The organism is Rhodanobacter koreensis (assembly GCF_054782855.1).
The window spans coordinates 351590-365255 of the sequence record NZ_BAAGRR010000012.1; the positions used below are offsets into that span (position 1 = coordinate 351590).

Below are 13666 nucleotides of genomic sequence, written 5' to 3' on the forward strand. Positions count from 1 at the left end.
GCACGGACGCGCCGCGGGCATGTCAGTCGGCGCAATACATTACGAAGCAATTAGTACGAACATCTTCGTTGACAGCGCTTGGTCAGCTGGCCTAGCATCCGGCGCAGGATGATCGGGTGTGGGGTGCTCCGTGGGAGCGCAACCTGATCCGGGGAGAGTGGGGCATGAAACTGAGGTCCTGGTTGGTGGGTGCGGTCGTGGGGGTGGCGTTGCTGCAGGCGAGTGCTGTTTATGCCAAGACGGAAGTCATCGTGAAGGCCGAGAACAAGAGCGACTTCACTGCGGTGGTGGCGGCCGTGCATCAGCAGATGCAGTCCGGTGGACGCTATGAATTCGTCGATCAGAATGAGCGCCAGAAGATCGATGCGAGCTTCGCCGACATGCAGTCGCTGTTCGACAAATACGGTACCGTTGCGCAGATGGATCAGAACACGAAAGTCCAGCTGTTCAACGACCAGGAGGCAGTCAATGCGATTCTGACCCGTCGTGACGACAAGCGGCTGGTATGCGAGTCAGTGGCGCCGATCGGCTCCCACATACCGAGGACGACCTGCCGCACTTATCGCGAGATCGAACTGGAGCGTAGCCAAACCCAGCAAATGCAGCAGCAAATGCTGCAGGTGAACACCCCCAGGGGTGGCAAGGGTTGAACGTCATGTGGCCTGCCATCGTCGTGATGGCAGGCCATGGCATTCAGAGAACCGGGGTGTCGGCATGAGGACGCAATCTTCAACCAGTCCCAGACCCACCGAGGGTGAACTCGAGATCCTGCATGTCTTGTGGGCACACGATGCCTGCACCGTACGCGAAGTGCACGATGTACTCCGTCCCGATATCGGCACGGGCTACACCACGACGCTGAAGCTGTTGCAGGTGATGCATGCCAAGGGACTGGTCGAGCGCGATGACACGCAACGCGCGCATGTATACCGTGCAGCGGTCAGCAAGGAGCGCACCCAGAAGCGGTTTCTGCTGGACATGGTGCAACGGGTGTTCGAGGGCTCGTCCTCGCAACTGGTGCTGCATGCGCTTGGCAGCCAGCATGCCAGTCGCCAAGAGTTGCGCGAGATCCGCAGCCTGTTGAACAAGCTCGACAAGGATGCATCGTGATGGACGCGCTGCCGGTGATGCTTGCCAGTGTTCGGGTGGTCGGCTGGACCCTGCTGCACTCGGTCTGGCAGGGCGCGCTGTTGGGCCTGCTGTATGCATTGGTGCGCACGCTGCTGCCTCGCGGCGAGGCGCGTTACCGTTTCGGCATGGCCATCCTGCTGGCGCTTGCCATGTGCCCGCTGCTGACGCTGTGGCGGCTGCTGGAAGCGGTGCCGTCGATCACGTCGACGACCGCCGTTGTGGTGACCCCTTCCATGAATGGCGCCAATGTCGCGTCCAGCACGATTCCATGGACATGGGATGCCGGTCTGGATGCGTTGCTGCCATGGCTGGTGCTGGCGTGGTCATGCGGCGTGCTGCTGCTGTCGCTGCGGGCATGGCGGCAATGGCGGGGGCTGAAGGCGCTCGTGCGCATGGCCGGGCTGATACCGGAGTGGCAAGCCCGGGTCGCCGCGATGACCGCGCGCTTCGGCCTGCACCGGCACGTCACGGTGTTGTGCAGCAAGGTCATTGCCACGCCGGCGGTGGTTGGCTGGGTGCGTCCGGTGATCCTGTTGCCGTTGGCCGTCGTGTGCAATTTCCCGGCGGCACAGATCGAGTTGATCCTTGCCCACGAACTGGCGCATTTGCGGCGCTGGGATCCATTGGCCAATCTGCTCCAGGTGATTCTCGAGACGTTGTGCTTCTATCATCCTGTGGTGCACTGGATATCGCGCGACGTGCGCAACGAACGCGAGATCTGCTGCGACAAGCTGGCGCTTTCGATCAGCGGCGGCAGCCGGCGCGAATTCGTGACGGCGTTGGCCGAGCTCGGTGAATTGCGCGAGCGGCATGCTTCGTTGCTGCTTGCAGCCAGTGGTGGCGTACTGCTGGATCGCGTGCAGTACATGCTACTGCCGGAACGCAGGGGTACGCCGATGCGCACGCCTGCACGCTTCGTGGCCATGCTGCTGGGTGCTGCCCTGGTGGCTCTCACCCTGCAGCTCGAGTGGAAACAGAATCATCTGCAGCGGAACCTGACAGATGCAATGACGCAACTGCAATCTGTGTTGACCTCACGTGGGTTGTCGCTGGCACATGTCGACATCAGCTGGCATCCGACCGATCTGACGTTGAGACACGCCGAGGCGCTGCGACCGCTGGATGATGCATCAAAGGTTCCCAACAGTGCGGCTGTCGGCATTGTGTTACCGGTGGTGCCGGCTGCCGTACTGCCGTCGCATTTACCGTCATTGCGGATTGCCGATCTTTCACTGGTACGGCAGGTTGGGCCAGCGGTGGTGACTGATGAGCCGAATATTGTTGCTAGGCCATCTGCCGGGCAAGCACCCACGCCAATCCGCATCCGACAACCGGTTTACCCGAGCGCCGCACTCATGGCCGGCATCGAGGGGCAAGTAGTGATCGAATTCAGTCTCTCTGCCGATGGAGGTGTGGAGAATCCCCGAGTGGTCAGCGCCCAACCGGCGGGCGTATTCGACCAGGCTGCGATCGATGCGCTGCGTGCGTGGAAATATGCCTTGCCTGAGGCTGGCCCGACATCCCGACGGTATCGTCAGACCATGGCATTCACATTGAATGCAAGCGACGCCGGAGGCGCGAATTCAAAACTGCGGGCTGATCGGAAAATTCAGGCGCATGCGTATTGTCAGATCGTTACGGGAACGCATATTTGCCGGGAGCCCGATGCGGCGGGAGTGCATATCAGTTCCATGGTTGACCGGCCGTCGGGCTCCTGAGCTGAAGCCATCCCCTTGCTCTCATGCGCCGTGCAGGACCATTCGATGTGCTTAACGACGAAGTGAGTACGGGTTAACTGCGCTATAACCCGGTACCCCCTATAAAGCAGGCACTGTTTTTTGCATGGCACTCAGTCGTTGAGGGCGGGTGGCGGCAGATGATGGTATCGGGGCAGTAGCTTGGGCCCAGGTGTGGCGGCGGCGAGTCGCTCATCTGGGCCTTTTTCTTGCCCGTTCGAAGGCGCGTTCAGCTTCGTGTCGCAGTCGGCGCGCTTCGTTCACGCAAGCTTGTTAAGCTTGCACTTACAGCCGTCCCTTATGTCGGCTGCGCAGGAGTGACACATGCGCGTTCTGGTGATTGAAGATAACAGCGATATCGCGACCAACATCGGCGATTATCTGGAGGATCGTGGCCACGTGGTGGATTTCGCCGGCGACGGCGTGACCGGCCTCCATCTGGCGGTAGTGCACGATTTCGACGTGATCGTGCTGGATCTCACACTGCCTGGCATGGATGGCCTGGAGGTGGCCCGCAAGCTGCGCCACGAGGCGCACAAGCAGACCCCGATCCTGATGCTGACCGCGCGCGATGCGCTGGAGCAGAAGCTGACCGGTTTCGAATCCGGTGCCGACGATTACATGACCAAGCCGTTCGCCCTGCAGGAACTGTCGGCGCGGCTGGAGGTGCTGGCGCGCCGCGGCAAGGGGCCGCAGAGCCGCGTGCTGAAAGTGGCCGACCTCACCTTCAACCTCGATACGCTGACGGTTAATCGCGAAGGCAAGTCGATCCAGTTGAACCCGATTGGCCTGAAATTGCTGCAAGCACTGATGGAAGCGAGCCCGTCGGTGGTGACAAGGCAGGATCTGGAGCAGCGCGTGTGGGGCGAGGAACTGCCGGACAGCGATTCGCTGCGCGTGCATATCCATGGCCTGCGTGCAGCGATCGACAAACCGTTCGAGAAGCCGCTGATCCACACGCGGCACGGCATTGGCTATCGGATGGTCGAGCCGGATGCAGTCCAGGCGTAAGCTTCGCTTTCGATTGGTCGTTTCCTTCGCGCTGTTCGGTTTCGGCCTCAGCGCGTTGTTTGCCGTGGCTGCGTTGAATATCCGCGCCAAGGTGGAGGATCAGCTGGTCACCTCCTCGATCCAGCAAGATGTGGATCATGCTGTGGAGCAGGTGCACAAGGATCCCAGCAAGCCTGCCGGCTCGGAGCTGATCGAGGCATGGATGCGCAGTGACCGCACCCTCTACAACATGCCGCTCGCCTGGCAGGGGCTCGACAGCGGCGTGCACGACATCTACGAAACGGGCACCGACGGCAATACGCATCATTACAAGCTTGCTGTGCGTCGGAAGTACGGCCTGATTGGTTTCATCCGCTATGACGTCACGCGCGAAGAGCTGGGCAAGCGGCAATTGCTGATCAGCGTGATCGGCGCGGTGTTCCTGTTCGGCCTGCTTTCGCTGGCAATCGGCCTATGGCTGTCGCGCAAGGTGCTCAAGCCGGTCAGTGAACTGGCCAACCGCCTGCGCGATTTCCGCAAGACCGGTAACGCTGAACCATTGGCGCTGCATTTCGCCGACGACGAAGTGGGCGAGCTGGCGCATGCACTGGATGAATATTCGGCGCGGCTCACGGCGATGGTCGAGCGTGATCGCGAGTTCAATTCCGACGTAAGCCATGAGCTGCGCACGCCGCTGGCGGTGATCGCCAGCACCACCGAGCTGCTGCAGGGTTCGCCGGACCTTACCGAAAAGCTGAGCGAACGGCTGAAGCGTATCGAGCGTGCCTCGCGTCAGGCGACCGAACTCATCGAGGCCTTGCTGCTGCTGTCACGCGCCGAACGGCGTGGCCCGACCCGTGGCGAAACCACCGAGGTCGGCAAGGTGGCGGCCGACGTGATCGAAAGCCAGCGCCCGCAGATGCGCGGCAAGCCGCTCACCATCGACCTCGCCGTCAGTGAACCGGTCAGCATCAATGCACCCGCTTCCGTGCTGTCGGTGGCGCTGACCAATCTGATCGGCAACGCGATCAAGTACACGCTGGAAGGCAACGTGCGTGTCGAAGTGGGCAACGGACGCATCGAGGTGGTCGACACCGGCCCGGGCATCAAGCCGGAGGATGCCGAGCGCCTGTTCCAGCGTGGTGTGCGCGGTGAGGGTGCCGGTGGTAGTGGTGCAGGGCTCGGTCTGGCCATCGTGCGTCGATTGTGCGAGCTGTATGGTTGGGACGTCTCGATGCGCCCGCGCAGCGATGCCAATGGTGCGATCGCCAGCATCGTATTCAGCTGAGCATGGCCGATTGACGAAAACGCCCCGCATGGCGGGGCGCTTTGGTGGGTCCGTCGGAAAATCTCAGACCGATTCCAGCCAACCCCACTTGTCGTGGGTGCGGCCGTCGAACAGGCCGAAGAACAGTTCCTGCAGGCGGCGTGTCACCCGGCCGGCCGTACCGTTGCCGATCTGCTTACCGTCGACCGAGCGGATCGGGGTGACTTCGGCAGCGGTGCCGCACATCAGGATCTCGTCGGCCAGGTACAGGTATTCGCGCGGCAGGTCGCGCTCGACGACTTCGATCCCGTCCTCGCGGGCCAGCGTCTTCAGCGTGTCGCGGGTGATGCCGGTGAGGATCGAGGCACTGGCCGGCGTCGTGTGCAGCACGCCGTCGAACACCAGGAACAGATTCTCGCCGGCGCCTTCGCTGAGCAAGCCACTGGAGGCCAGCGCGATGCCTTCGCCGAAACCGAGGCGGCGAGCCTCGCGTGCGATCAGCTGGCCTGACAGATAGTTGCCGCCGGCCTTGGCGCCGGCCGGAATGGTGTTCGGTGCGAAACGCTGCCAGCTGGAGACACAGGCCGTGATGCCGTTTTCCAGTGCTTCCGGCCCGAGGTACGGACCCATCGGCCATGCCGCCACGGCGACATCGATCGGGGTTTCTGCGGACAGCCCGAAACCGCCGAGGCCCCGGTACGCGACGGGTCGCAAGTAGGCGGCACCAAGGCCGTTCTTCCTGATCACCTCGCGGCAGGCTGCCGCCAGTTCATCGACCGAACAGGGCAGTGTCATGTCGTAGATCTTGGCCGACTGGTACAGCCGGTTCAGATGATCGGTGAGCCGGAAGATCGCCGCACCATCGGGCGTGGTGTAACTGCGGATGCCTTCGAATACCGACGAGCCGTAATGCAGTGCGTGCGACATCACATGGGTGGTTGCCTCGGCCCATGGCTTGATGTGGCCGTTCTGCCAGATCCACTCGGGGTATTGCTGCGCCATGTCGGTTCTCCAATGGGGACTGCGCATGATACCCGCTACCGCTCAGTCCGCGTTGCGCAACCACAGGCACCCGGCACGGTGCACGATCTCGAAACGCAACTCGTGAGGGTTGCCGCTGCCATCGTTGCCGGCTGTGTGCAGTACCAGCTGATTGCCGGCCGCTGGCGCATCGGATGAGGCCGCGCTGCTGCCGGCTGCTGCCGGCGGATTGCTGCCGGAGGGCGCCGGATCATCGGCTGGACTGACATCGAGTAGTGGCTGCTTCATCAGGGCGTCCAGCGAACGGATATCTGCAATCGCAGCGCCGCGACCATACCCGCCCCACAGCATCAGGCCAGCCATCCGGTTCGCGTCGCGGCTGGCGAACGCATCGATCACGCGCTGCCGCAATTTACCGAAGTTGGCCGCGCACAAAACGGTGGGCGCCTCGACGGGCTGATTGCTGGTACCGCTCACTGTGGCCTTGGGGCTGACTGGCGTGGCCTGCAATGCGGCGCAGGGCTGATCGGTGAACAGCGGGTTGCCATCGGCACCGATACAGCGGTGAATCTCGGTCTGTGCCGCGGCTGGCGCGGCCCAGACGAACAGGGCGAGATACAGCAAGGCAGATAAACGGTGCATGGCACCAGCATACGCGTCCGCTGATTCAGGAAAGCTGCTGCAACACCGATTGCGTCGCCCTGGCGCGGTTGAGCGTGTAGAAATGCAGCCCCGGTGCGCCGCCATCCAGCAGGCGCCGGCACAGTTGCGCCACCACTTCGGCTCCCAGTGCACGTACTGATTCGGCATCGTCGCCATGCGCCTGCATGCGCTTGGCGATCCAGCGTGGAATCTCGGCGCCGCACATGTCGGAAAAGCGTTTCAGCTGGCTGTAATTGGCGATCGGCATGATGCCCGGCACGATCGGCACGTTCACGCCGAGCCTGCGCACGTCATCGACGAAACGGAAATAGGCATCGGGATTGAAAAAATACTGAGTGATCGCGCCATTCGCACCGGCATCGATCTTTGCCTTGAAATGCTGGAGATCGAGCAGGGCATCATCAGCCTGCGGATGGATTTCCGGGTATGCGGCAACCTCGATGTGGAAGTGATTGCCGCTGTGTTCGCGGATGAAGGCCACCAGTTCGGCGGCATAGTGGAAATCGCCTGACGTTGCCATGCCCGAGGGCAGGTCGCCGCGCAGCGCCACGAGGCGCCGGTAGCCGGCAGCGCGATAAGCGTCCAGCAGCTCGGTGATTTCCGCCCGTGTACCGCCCATGCAGGACAGGTGTGGTGCCACGTTCAGTCCATGCTGCTGGTGCAGCCGGGCCACGGTGTCACCGGTATAGCTGAGCGTGGAGCCACCGGCACCGAAAGTGACCGAGGCGTATTCCGGCTGGTGCGCCTTCAGGGCTTGCGCGGCGCGATCGAGCTGGACGCGCTGTTCGTCGGTCTTGGGCGGGAAGAATTCGAAGCTGATCGCCGGCATCGTGCGGGTTCCTGGTGAACGATGCCGATCAGTATATATCTCTATCTCGCGATGAAGCGATATAAGAATGTGGGGCGATTGCCATTAGTACCCGAAACGTCGCCGCAGGCGATGTCCCATGACTTGTCGAACAACCGACAGGCCGGGGCCGGGATCGTCGAAACGGAAGGAATGGTAATGAGCGCGCGCCCATTGCAGCAGGATTCTTGGCAGCGACCCACGGGCTGCCGCTTTCTGTGCCCATACCGTACTGATGTCCTTGTGCAGATCCACGCAGCCGATGCCGGCCGCGTAGTCCCTTGAGGCTACCGTTACCGGTAACCCAAGAGCGTCCTGATAGGCCATCTCGCAGACATTCACGCCACAGCGAGCGGCGAATTCGACATACGTCCAGGCGCGCGTGTTGACTTCGAGGATCCGGAACTGGCCGTCTCTCGTGTCACGCTTGAATTCCGCGCTGAAGATGCCGCGGTAGTCCAGCTTGGAAAGCAGCGAGGCCATGTTTGTGACCGGCGTCTGCAGGCTGGCGAGCGGGATGCTTTGGCAGTAGGAACTGTTGCCGAAATCGGGTGGGGAAATGCGGATTCGCCGGCGCGTAAACAGACCGGTCAGGGTGCCGCTCGCGTCACGGAAGCCATCGACGAAATAGTGATCGGCCGATGAGCCGGGCACGTATTCCTGCACCATCAACTTGAAACCCTGTTCGTGCAAGCGTTGCCAGGCTTGGTAGATGTCGTCCTTGCGCTTGACCCATATCCCCTTGACACCGACGACATCGCTGAATTTCTGCGAGTTGACCGGTTTGATGAAGACCCGGTCAAGGCCGTCGAACGGAATCGCGTCGATGTCGGAGACGGAGTCGATGCGGAATGTGGGTGGATGCGGGATATCGGTACCTTCAAGGAAGGCGGCGAAGCGCGACTTGTCCTGCAGGATTTCCTGCGATTGACGCGAACTGGTGCTTACCCGGAAGCGCGCACCCAATTCACTTTGCGGCATGTCGGCCAGCCACAGGGCGGTGTCGTCGGCGCCCGGGATCAATACCGCTTCTGCCAGCGGCATGTTGCGCAGCACGTCGTAGGCATCCGGGCCGATCGAGCCATCCCATGCCGTCGGCCCGGGCGTGGGTCGGTACCACCGTGAGCGCGTCACATGGTCGCCCGGCGGGCAGGCGACATACGCGGGTACGCCCGCCAGATGCAGGCAACGCAAGATTCCCAGCGCGGTCGGTCCACGGCCCAGCACGATCGCGGGCACGCGACGATAATCAGGAGCCCCCATTTCCGTCATCCCGATTTCAGAATACCAGCGCCATGTATACGCTGCCCGCTGGCGCTTGCAAGTGCATCCAAGTGCTTGTAAACGAAACGAAAAAACACAACGCAAGATTTGACGAAAACCGAATGTCTTGCGCCTTCAAATTGCGTTGAATTTGCAAACTGTCCCGGGTTCTGGACGGCCAACTGCTCGCAGTCGCGCGAACGTCCCTGCAGGGAAACGTCGTGCTCCTGGAACTGCCGGAACAGGTTCAGCGTTGCAGCGATGAGCGTCAAAAACAAAAAGCGCGCGGCCGAGGCCGCGCGCTTTTTGATGATCCTGCCTATCCGCTGGCAGGGACAGGGCTCAGTAGCGGTAGTGATCCGGCTTGTACGGGCCTTCCACCGGCACGCCGAGGTAGCCGGCCTGCTCCTTGGTCAGCGTGGTCAACTTCACGCCGATCTTTTCCAGATGCAGGCGAGCGACTTCCTCATCCAGCTTCTTCGGCAGGATGTAGACCTTGGCCTCGTACTTGTCCTTGTTCGCCCACAGGTCGATCTGCGCCAGGGTCTGGTTGGAGAACGAGTTGGACATCACAAAGCTCGGGTGGCCGGTGGCGCAGCCAAGGTTGACCAGGCGGCCTTCGGCCAGCAGGAAGATCGCGCGGCCATCCTTGAACACGTACTTGTCGACCTGCGGCTTGATGTTGATCTTCTCGACGCCCGCCATCGCGTTCAGCGCATCGACCTGGATCTCGTTGTCGAAGTGGCCGATGTTGCAGACGATCGCCTGGTCCTTCATCGACTTCAGGTGGTCCAGCGTCAGCACGTCCTTGTTGCCGGTGGTGGTGACGTAAATGTCACCGCGGCCAAGGGTGGATTCGACCGTGTTGACCTCGAAGCCTTCCATCGCCGCCTGCAGCGCGTTGATCGGGTCGATCTCGGTGACCACGACGCGCGAACCGTAGGCCCGCAGCGAGTGCGCGCAGCCCTTGCCCACGTCGCCGTAGCCGCAGACCACGGCCACCTTGCCGGCCAGCATCACGTCCATCGCGCGCTTCAGGCCGTCGGCCAGCGATTCGCGGCAGCCGTACAGGTTGTCGAACTTGCTCTTGGTCACCGAGTCGTTGACGTTGATGGCGGGGATCAGCAGCGACTTGGCCTCGGCCAGCTGGTACAGGCGGTGCACGCCGGTGGTGGTCTCCTCGGAGACGCCCTTCCAGTCCTTGACCACGGTGTGCCAGTAGCCAGGGCGCTCCTTGTGCACGCGCTTGAGCAGGTTCTTGATCACCTGTTCCTCGTGCGAGGAGGCCTTCTCGTCAACCCACTTGGAACCATTTTCCAGCTCGTAGCCCTTGTGGATCAGCAGGGTCACGTCGCCGCCGTCGTCGACGACCAGCTGCGGGCCGAGGAAGCCGCCCTTGCCGTCGGGGAACGAGAGCGCGTCCAGCGTGCAGTCCCAGTATTCCTCCAGCGTCTCGCCCTTCCAGGCGAACACCGGCGTGCCGGTCGCGGCGATCGCGGCGGCGGCGTGGTCCTGGGTCGAGAAGATGTTGCACGAAGCCCAGCGCACATCGGCGCCGATGTCCTTCAGCGTTTCGATCAACACGGCAGTCTGGATCGTCATGTGCAGCGAACCGGTCACGCGCACGCTCTTCAGCGGCAGGGTGGCGGCGTGTTTCTTGCGGATCGACATCAGGCCCGGCATCTCGTGCTCGGCGATGTCCAGCTCCTTGCGGCCCCAGTCGGCGAGCGTGATGTCGCGGATCTTGTAGTCGTGGGCGGTTTCTTTGGTAACGGCGTTCATGGATGTCTCCGGTTAGTGCGAGGCTTCTTCGAAGAGCCCGGCCATGCATGACCGGTTTCCTGCGAAGGAACTCGCGTACAAGCAACCGGGCGCCGTTGTGGAACGTGCCGCGCCGAGCCTGGCCGCTTTGACCACGGGGATCCGTGGTCACGAACGGTCGCAGCGCCCCTCGGCGGGCAGTACAAGCCCGTTATTGTAGCGGCACTGGCCCGCGGATGCCTCCTGCGTCGCAATTCGGTAGTCTGGCCGTTCACCCAGCACCGTCCCAGCCCCGGAGCACTGCATGGAAGAAAGCCGCGAATCCGAGTTCCTGCCGCATGATGGCCCCCTGCGCGAGGACGTCAGCCGACTCGGTGCGATGGTCGGGCGCATGCTGGCCGAGCAGGGTGGCACGGTCTTCTTCGAACGGGTCGAACAGGTGCGCATCGCGGCGATCCGCCGCCGTCGCGAAGGCGCTTCGGTGGGCGAGCTGGCCGATTCGTTGACTGGCCTCGATGCACGCGATGCCGAAGCGCTGGCACGCGCCTTCGCTGCCTATTTCCAGGTAGTGAACACGGCCGAGCGGGTGCACCGCATCCGCCGTCGCCGCGATTACCAGCGCGAGGGAAGCGCGCCGCAGCCGGAGTCGCTGCTCGACGTGCTGGGTCGGCTGAAGGCGCAGGGCGTCAATGCGGATGAATTGCTGGGCTGGCTGGATCGGTTGTGGATCGAGCCGGTGTTCACCGCGCACCCCACCGAGGCGGTGCGCCGCTCGCTGCTGGAAAAGGAGCAGGCGATCGTGCGCTCGCTGATCGACGGTTTCGACCGGGACCGCACGCCGCAGGAGCGCAAGGAGGACGACGACCGCATCTACATGGCGCTGTCTTCCGGCTGGCAGACCGCCGAGGCCTCGGCGGTACGGCCTACCGTGCAGGACGAGCACCACCACGTCGGGTTTTACCTGGCCAATCCGATCTATCGCATCGTACCGGCGCTCTACGAGTCGCTGGCCGAGGCGCTGCAGTCCGTTTACGGCGTGGCGGCGAAGCTGCCGCAGCTGCTCGGTTTTGCCACCTGGGTCGGTGGCGACATGGACGGTAACCCGAATGTCGGTGCAGAGACCATCGCCGCCAGTCTGGCTACCCAGCGCACCCATGTGATCGAGCATTACGTGGCCGATGTGGCCGCACTGGCACGATTGCTCAGCCAGACTGAAGGTCGCGCGGCGGTCGACGCGCGTCTGCAGCAGCGCCTGGACGATTACCGGGCACGCTTTCCCGCAGCCGCGCAGAGAGTGCGGCCGCGCCATGCGGACATGCCGTACCGCAGCCTGCTCACCGTCATCGGAGCCCGTCTCGAGGCGACCCTCCACGACGATCATGCGGAAGGCTATACGTCCGTCGCCGAACTGCTTGACGACCTGCAGCTGATCGCCGCCAGCCTGGTCGATCATCACGGCCTGCACGCCGGCGCCTACGCGGTGCAACGATTGATCCGTCGCGTGCGCACGTTCGGCCTGCATCTGGCGCGGCTGGACGTGCGGCAGGATTCGCGGGTGCACGACGATGCCCTGGCCGAGCTGTACGGTGACGCGGCATGGCCGCAGCTCGATCCCGGCGAACGTGCGCGCCGGCTGCGCGACCATGCCAGTGGCAAGGCGCGCTTCCCGATCAGCCACGCCGACGTGGTGATGTCGCTGTACGACGTGTTCGCGACCTTGGGCGATGCACGCCGCCGCTACGGCCGTGAGGCGGTTGGGCTGTATATCATCAGCATGGCGCGCTCCGCTGCCGACGTGCTTGCCGTGCTGGCGCTGGCGCGCTACGGCGGGCTGGTCGAGGGCGATGACGTTCCGCTCAACATCGCGCCGCTGTTCGAGACCGTCGACGATCTGAAAAACGCACCGGATACCTTGCGTGCCCTGCTCGACGATCCGGTCTATCGCCAGCATCTGGCGGCGCGCAACAACCAGCAATGGGTGATGCTCGGCTATTCCGACAGCGGCAAGGATGGCGGCACGCTCGCCTCGCGCTGGGGACTGCAGCGTGCCCAGGTGGAGTTGCTGGAGGTGGCGAACGAAGCCGGTATCCAGCTGGCGTTCTTCCATGGCCGTGGGGGCTCGGCCAGTCGCGGTGGCGCGCGCATCACCCCTGCGCTGATGTCGTCGCCGCGTGGCGCGGTGGCCGGCGTATTGCGGGTCACCGAGCAGGGCGAGGTGATCCATCGCAAGTACGGCATCCGCGCGCTGGCGCTGCGCAACCTTGAACAGACTGTCGGCGCCGTGCTGCGTGCTTCGCTGCGTCCGCGCGAGACCGAAGTGCGCGAGGAACGCTGGCGCGAACAGATGAATCAGTTGTCGGCGAGCAGTCGGCGGGCCTATCGCGCCTTCGTCGATCGCGAACACTTCGTCGACTATTTCCGGCATGCCACGCCGATCGACGTGATCGAACGGATGACGCTCGGCTCGCGTCCGTCCAGCAGGCGCAGCATGCGCGGTGTGCAGGACCTGCGCGCGATCCCGTGGGTATTCGCCTGGACCCAGTGCCGCTCGATCATCACCGGCTGGTACGGATTGGGCACGGCGCTGAAACAAGGCGCCGCCGAGTTCGGCGAAGCGGCGCTGATCGAGATGGCGAGCGACTGGCCGTTCTTCAGCAACCTGCTGGATGACGTCGAGATGGTGCTGGCCAAGTGCGACCTGGACATCGCCGAGGCGTTCTCGAAACTGTCCGGTCCGCTGCACGACGAATTCTTCGGATTGATCCGTGACGAGTTTGAGCGTACCCGGCATTGGCTGTTGCGGCTCAAGGGGGGCAACGCCTTGCTGCAGGGTCAGCCACGTCTCGCTGCCTCGATCCGCCTGCGCAACCCTTACGTCGATCCGATGAGCCTGTTGCAGGTCGATCTGCTGCGGCGCTGGCGTGCTGACGATGGCAAGGACGATGCCTTGTTGCAGGCGCTGGTGGCCTGCGTCAACGGTGTATCGCAGGGGCTGCAGAACACCGGTTGATGCCGGTGCGCCGGCGC

At 63.2% G+C, this 13666-nt stretch carries 11 protein-coding genes and 1 riboswitch; of the genes, 6 read left to right on the plus strand and 5 right to left on the minus strand.

All coding sequences use genetic code 11. The features are described 5' to 3' along the window. Positions 1 to 164 precede the first annotated feature (164 nt). The 5 genes from ACYVKM_RS15135 to ACYVKM_RS15155 all read left to right on the plus strand — a co-directional run bounded on the left by ACYVKM_RS15135 (position 165) and on the right by ACYVKM_RS15155 (position 5145). Positions 165 to 650 carry a hypothetical protein gene (locus tag ACYVKM_RS15135; RefSeq protein ID WP_460878444.1) on the plus strand — a complete coding sequence of 162 codons (486 nt, stop codon included), beginning with the start codon at positions 165 to 167 and terminating at the stop codon, positions 648 to 650. Positions 651 to 714: 64 nt separating this feature from the next. Beyond that, positions 715 to 1110, plus strand: coding sequence for a BlaI/MecI/CopY family transcriptional regulator (locus ACYVKM_RS15140; protein ID WP_460878445.1), 396 nt, complete (start codon positions 715 to 717; stop codon positions 1108 to 1110). 146 nt (positions 1111 to 1256) lie between these two features. Continuing rightward, positions 1257 to 2849 carry a TonB family protein gene (locus ACYVKM_RS15145; protein WP_460878446.1) on the plus strand — a complete coding sequence of 531 codons (1593 nt, stop codon included), beginning with the start codon at positions 1257 to 1259 and terminating at the stop codon, positions 2847 to 2849. A gap of 342 nt (positions 2850 to 3191) precedes the next feature. Then, positions 3192 to 3878, plus strand: coding sequence for a response regulator transcription factor (locus ACYVKM_RS15150; protein ID WP_077441131.1), 687 nt, complete (start codon positions 3192 to 3194; stop codon positions 3876 to 3878). Continuing rightward, positions 3862 to 5145 (plus strand): sensor histidine kinase, encoded by a 1284-nt coding sequence (locus ACYVKM_RS15155; RefSeq protein WP_460878447.1) that lies wholly within the window; start codon positions 3862 to 3864, stop codon positions 5143 to 5145. The genes ACYVKM_RS15150 and ACYVKM_RS15155 overlap by 17 nt, the downstream gene beginning before the upstream one ends. A gap of 63 nt (positions 5146 to 5208) precedes the next feature. On the opposite strand, the gene ACYVKM_RS15160 is transcribed toward ACYVKM_RS15155, so the two are convergent. The 5 genes from ACYVKM_RS15160 to ahcY form a co-directional block, all read right to left on the minus strand. Then, a complete protein-coding gene (locus tag ACYVKM_RS15160; protein ID WP_460878448.1) occupies positions 5209 to 6126 on the minus strand; it encodes a branched-chain amino acid transaminase in 918 nt (305 codons plus the stop codon). A 42-nt stretch (positions 6127 to 6168) separates the two neighbouring features. After that, on the minus strand, positions 6169 to 6747 hold the full coding sequence (locus ACYVKM_RS15165) for a DUF4124 domain-containing protein (RefSeq protein ID WP_460878449.1): 579 nt from the start codon (positions 6745 to 6747) through the stop codon (positions 6169 to 6171). 25 nt (positions 6748 to 6772) lie between these two features. Further along, a complete protein-coding gene (metF, locus tag ACYVKM_RS15170) occupies positions 6773 to 7597 on the minus strand; it encodes a methylenetetrahydrofolate reductase [NAD(P)H] (protein ID WP_460878450.1) in 825 nt (274 codons plus the stop codon). A gap of 84 nt (positions 7598 to 7681) precedes the next feature. Beyond that, positions 7682 to 8983, minus strand: coding sequence for a carboxylate--amine ligase (locus tag ACYVKM_RS15175; protein ID WP_460878451.1), 1302 nt, complete (start codon positions 8981 to 8983; stop codon positions 7682 to 7684). A gap of 237 nt (positions 8984 to 9220) precedes the next feature. Continuing rightward, entirely contained in the window at positions 9221 to 10660 is a 1440-nt protein-coding gene (ahcY, locus tag ACYVKM_RS15180) for an adenosylhomocysteinase (RefSeq protein WP_460878452.1), read from the minus strand. 80 nt (positions 10661 to 10740) lie between these two features. Continuing rightward, a riboswitch (S-adenosyl-L-homocysteine riboswitch) is annotated at positions 10741 to 10837 on the minus strand. Positions 10838 to 10943: 106 nt separating this feature from the next. Between ahcY and ppc the strand changes: the two genes are divergently transcribed. Then, on the plus strand, positions 10944 to 13649 hold the full coding sequence (gene ppc, locus ACYVKM_RS15185) for a phosphoenolpyruvate carboxylase (RefSeq protein WP_460878453.1): 2706 nt from the start codon (positions 10944 to 10946) through the stop codon (positions 13647 to 13649). Positions 13650 to 13666 lie beyond the last annotated feature (17 nt).

Excerpts from the sequence above, each read along its gene's own strand:
- ACYVKM_RS15150 (WP_077441131.1), top strand. The coding sequence starts at position 3,192 with ATGCGCGTTCTGGTGATTGAAGATAACAGCGATATCGCGACCAACATC.
- ACYVKM_RS15160 (WP_460878448.1), bottom strand. The coding sequence starts at position 6,126 with ATGGCGCAGCAATACCCCGAGTGGATCTGGCAGAACGGCCACATCAAG.
- ACYVKM_RS15155 (WP_460878447.1), top strand. The coding sequence starts at position 3,862 with ATGCAGTCCAGGCGTAAGCTTCGCTTTCGATTGGTCGTTTCCTTCGCG.
- ACYVKM_RS15165 (WP_460878449.1), bottom strand. The coding sequence starts at position 6,747 with ATGCACCGTTTATCTGCCTTGCTGTATCTCGCCCTGTTCGTCTGGGCC.
- ahcY (WP_460878452.1), bottom strand. The coding sequence starts at position 10,660 with ATGAACGCCGTTACCAAAGAAACCGCCCACGACTACAAGATCCGCGAC.
- ACYVKM_RS15145 (WP_460878446.1), top strand. The coding sequence starts at position 1,257 with ATGGCCATCCTGCTGGCGCTTGCCATGTGCCCGCTGCTGACGCTGTGG.
- ACYVKM_RS15140 (WP_460878445.1), top strand. The coding sequence starts at position 715 with ATGAGGACGCAATCTTCAACCAGTCCCAGACCCACCGAGGGTGAACTC.
- ppc (WP_460878453.1), top strand. The coding sequence starts at position 10,944 with ATGGAAGAAAGCCGCGAATCCGAGTTCCTGCCGCATGATGGCCCCCTG.
- metF (WP_460878450.1), bottom strand. The coding sequence starts at position 7,597 with ATGCCGGCGATCAGCTTCGAATTCTTCCCGCCCAAGACCGACGAACAG.
- ACYVKM_RS15135 (WP_460878444.1), top strand. The coding sequence starts at position 165 with ATGAAACTGAGGTCCTGGTTGGTGGGTGCGGTCGTGGGGGTGGCGTTG.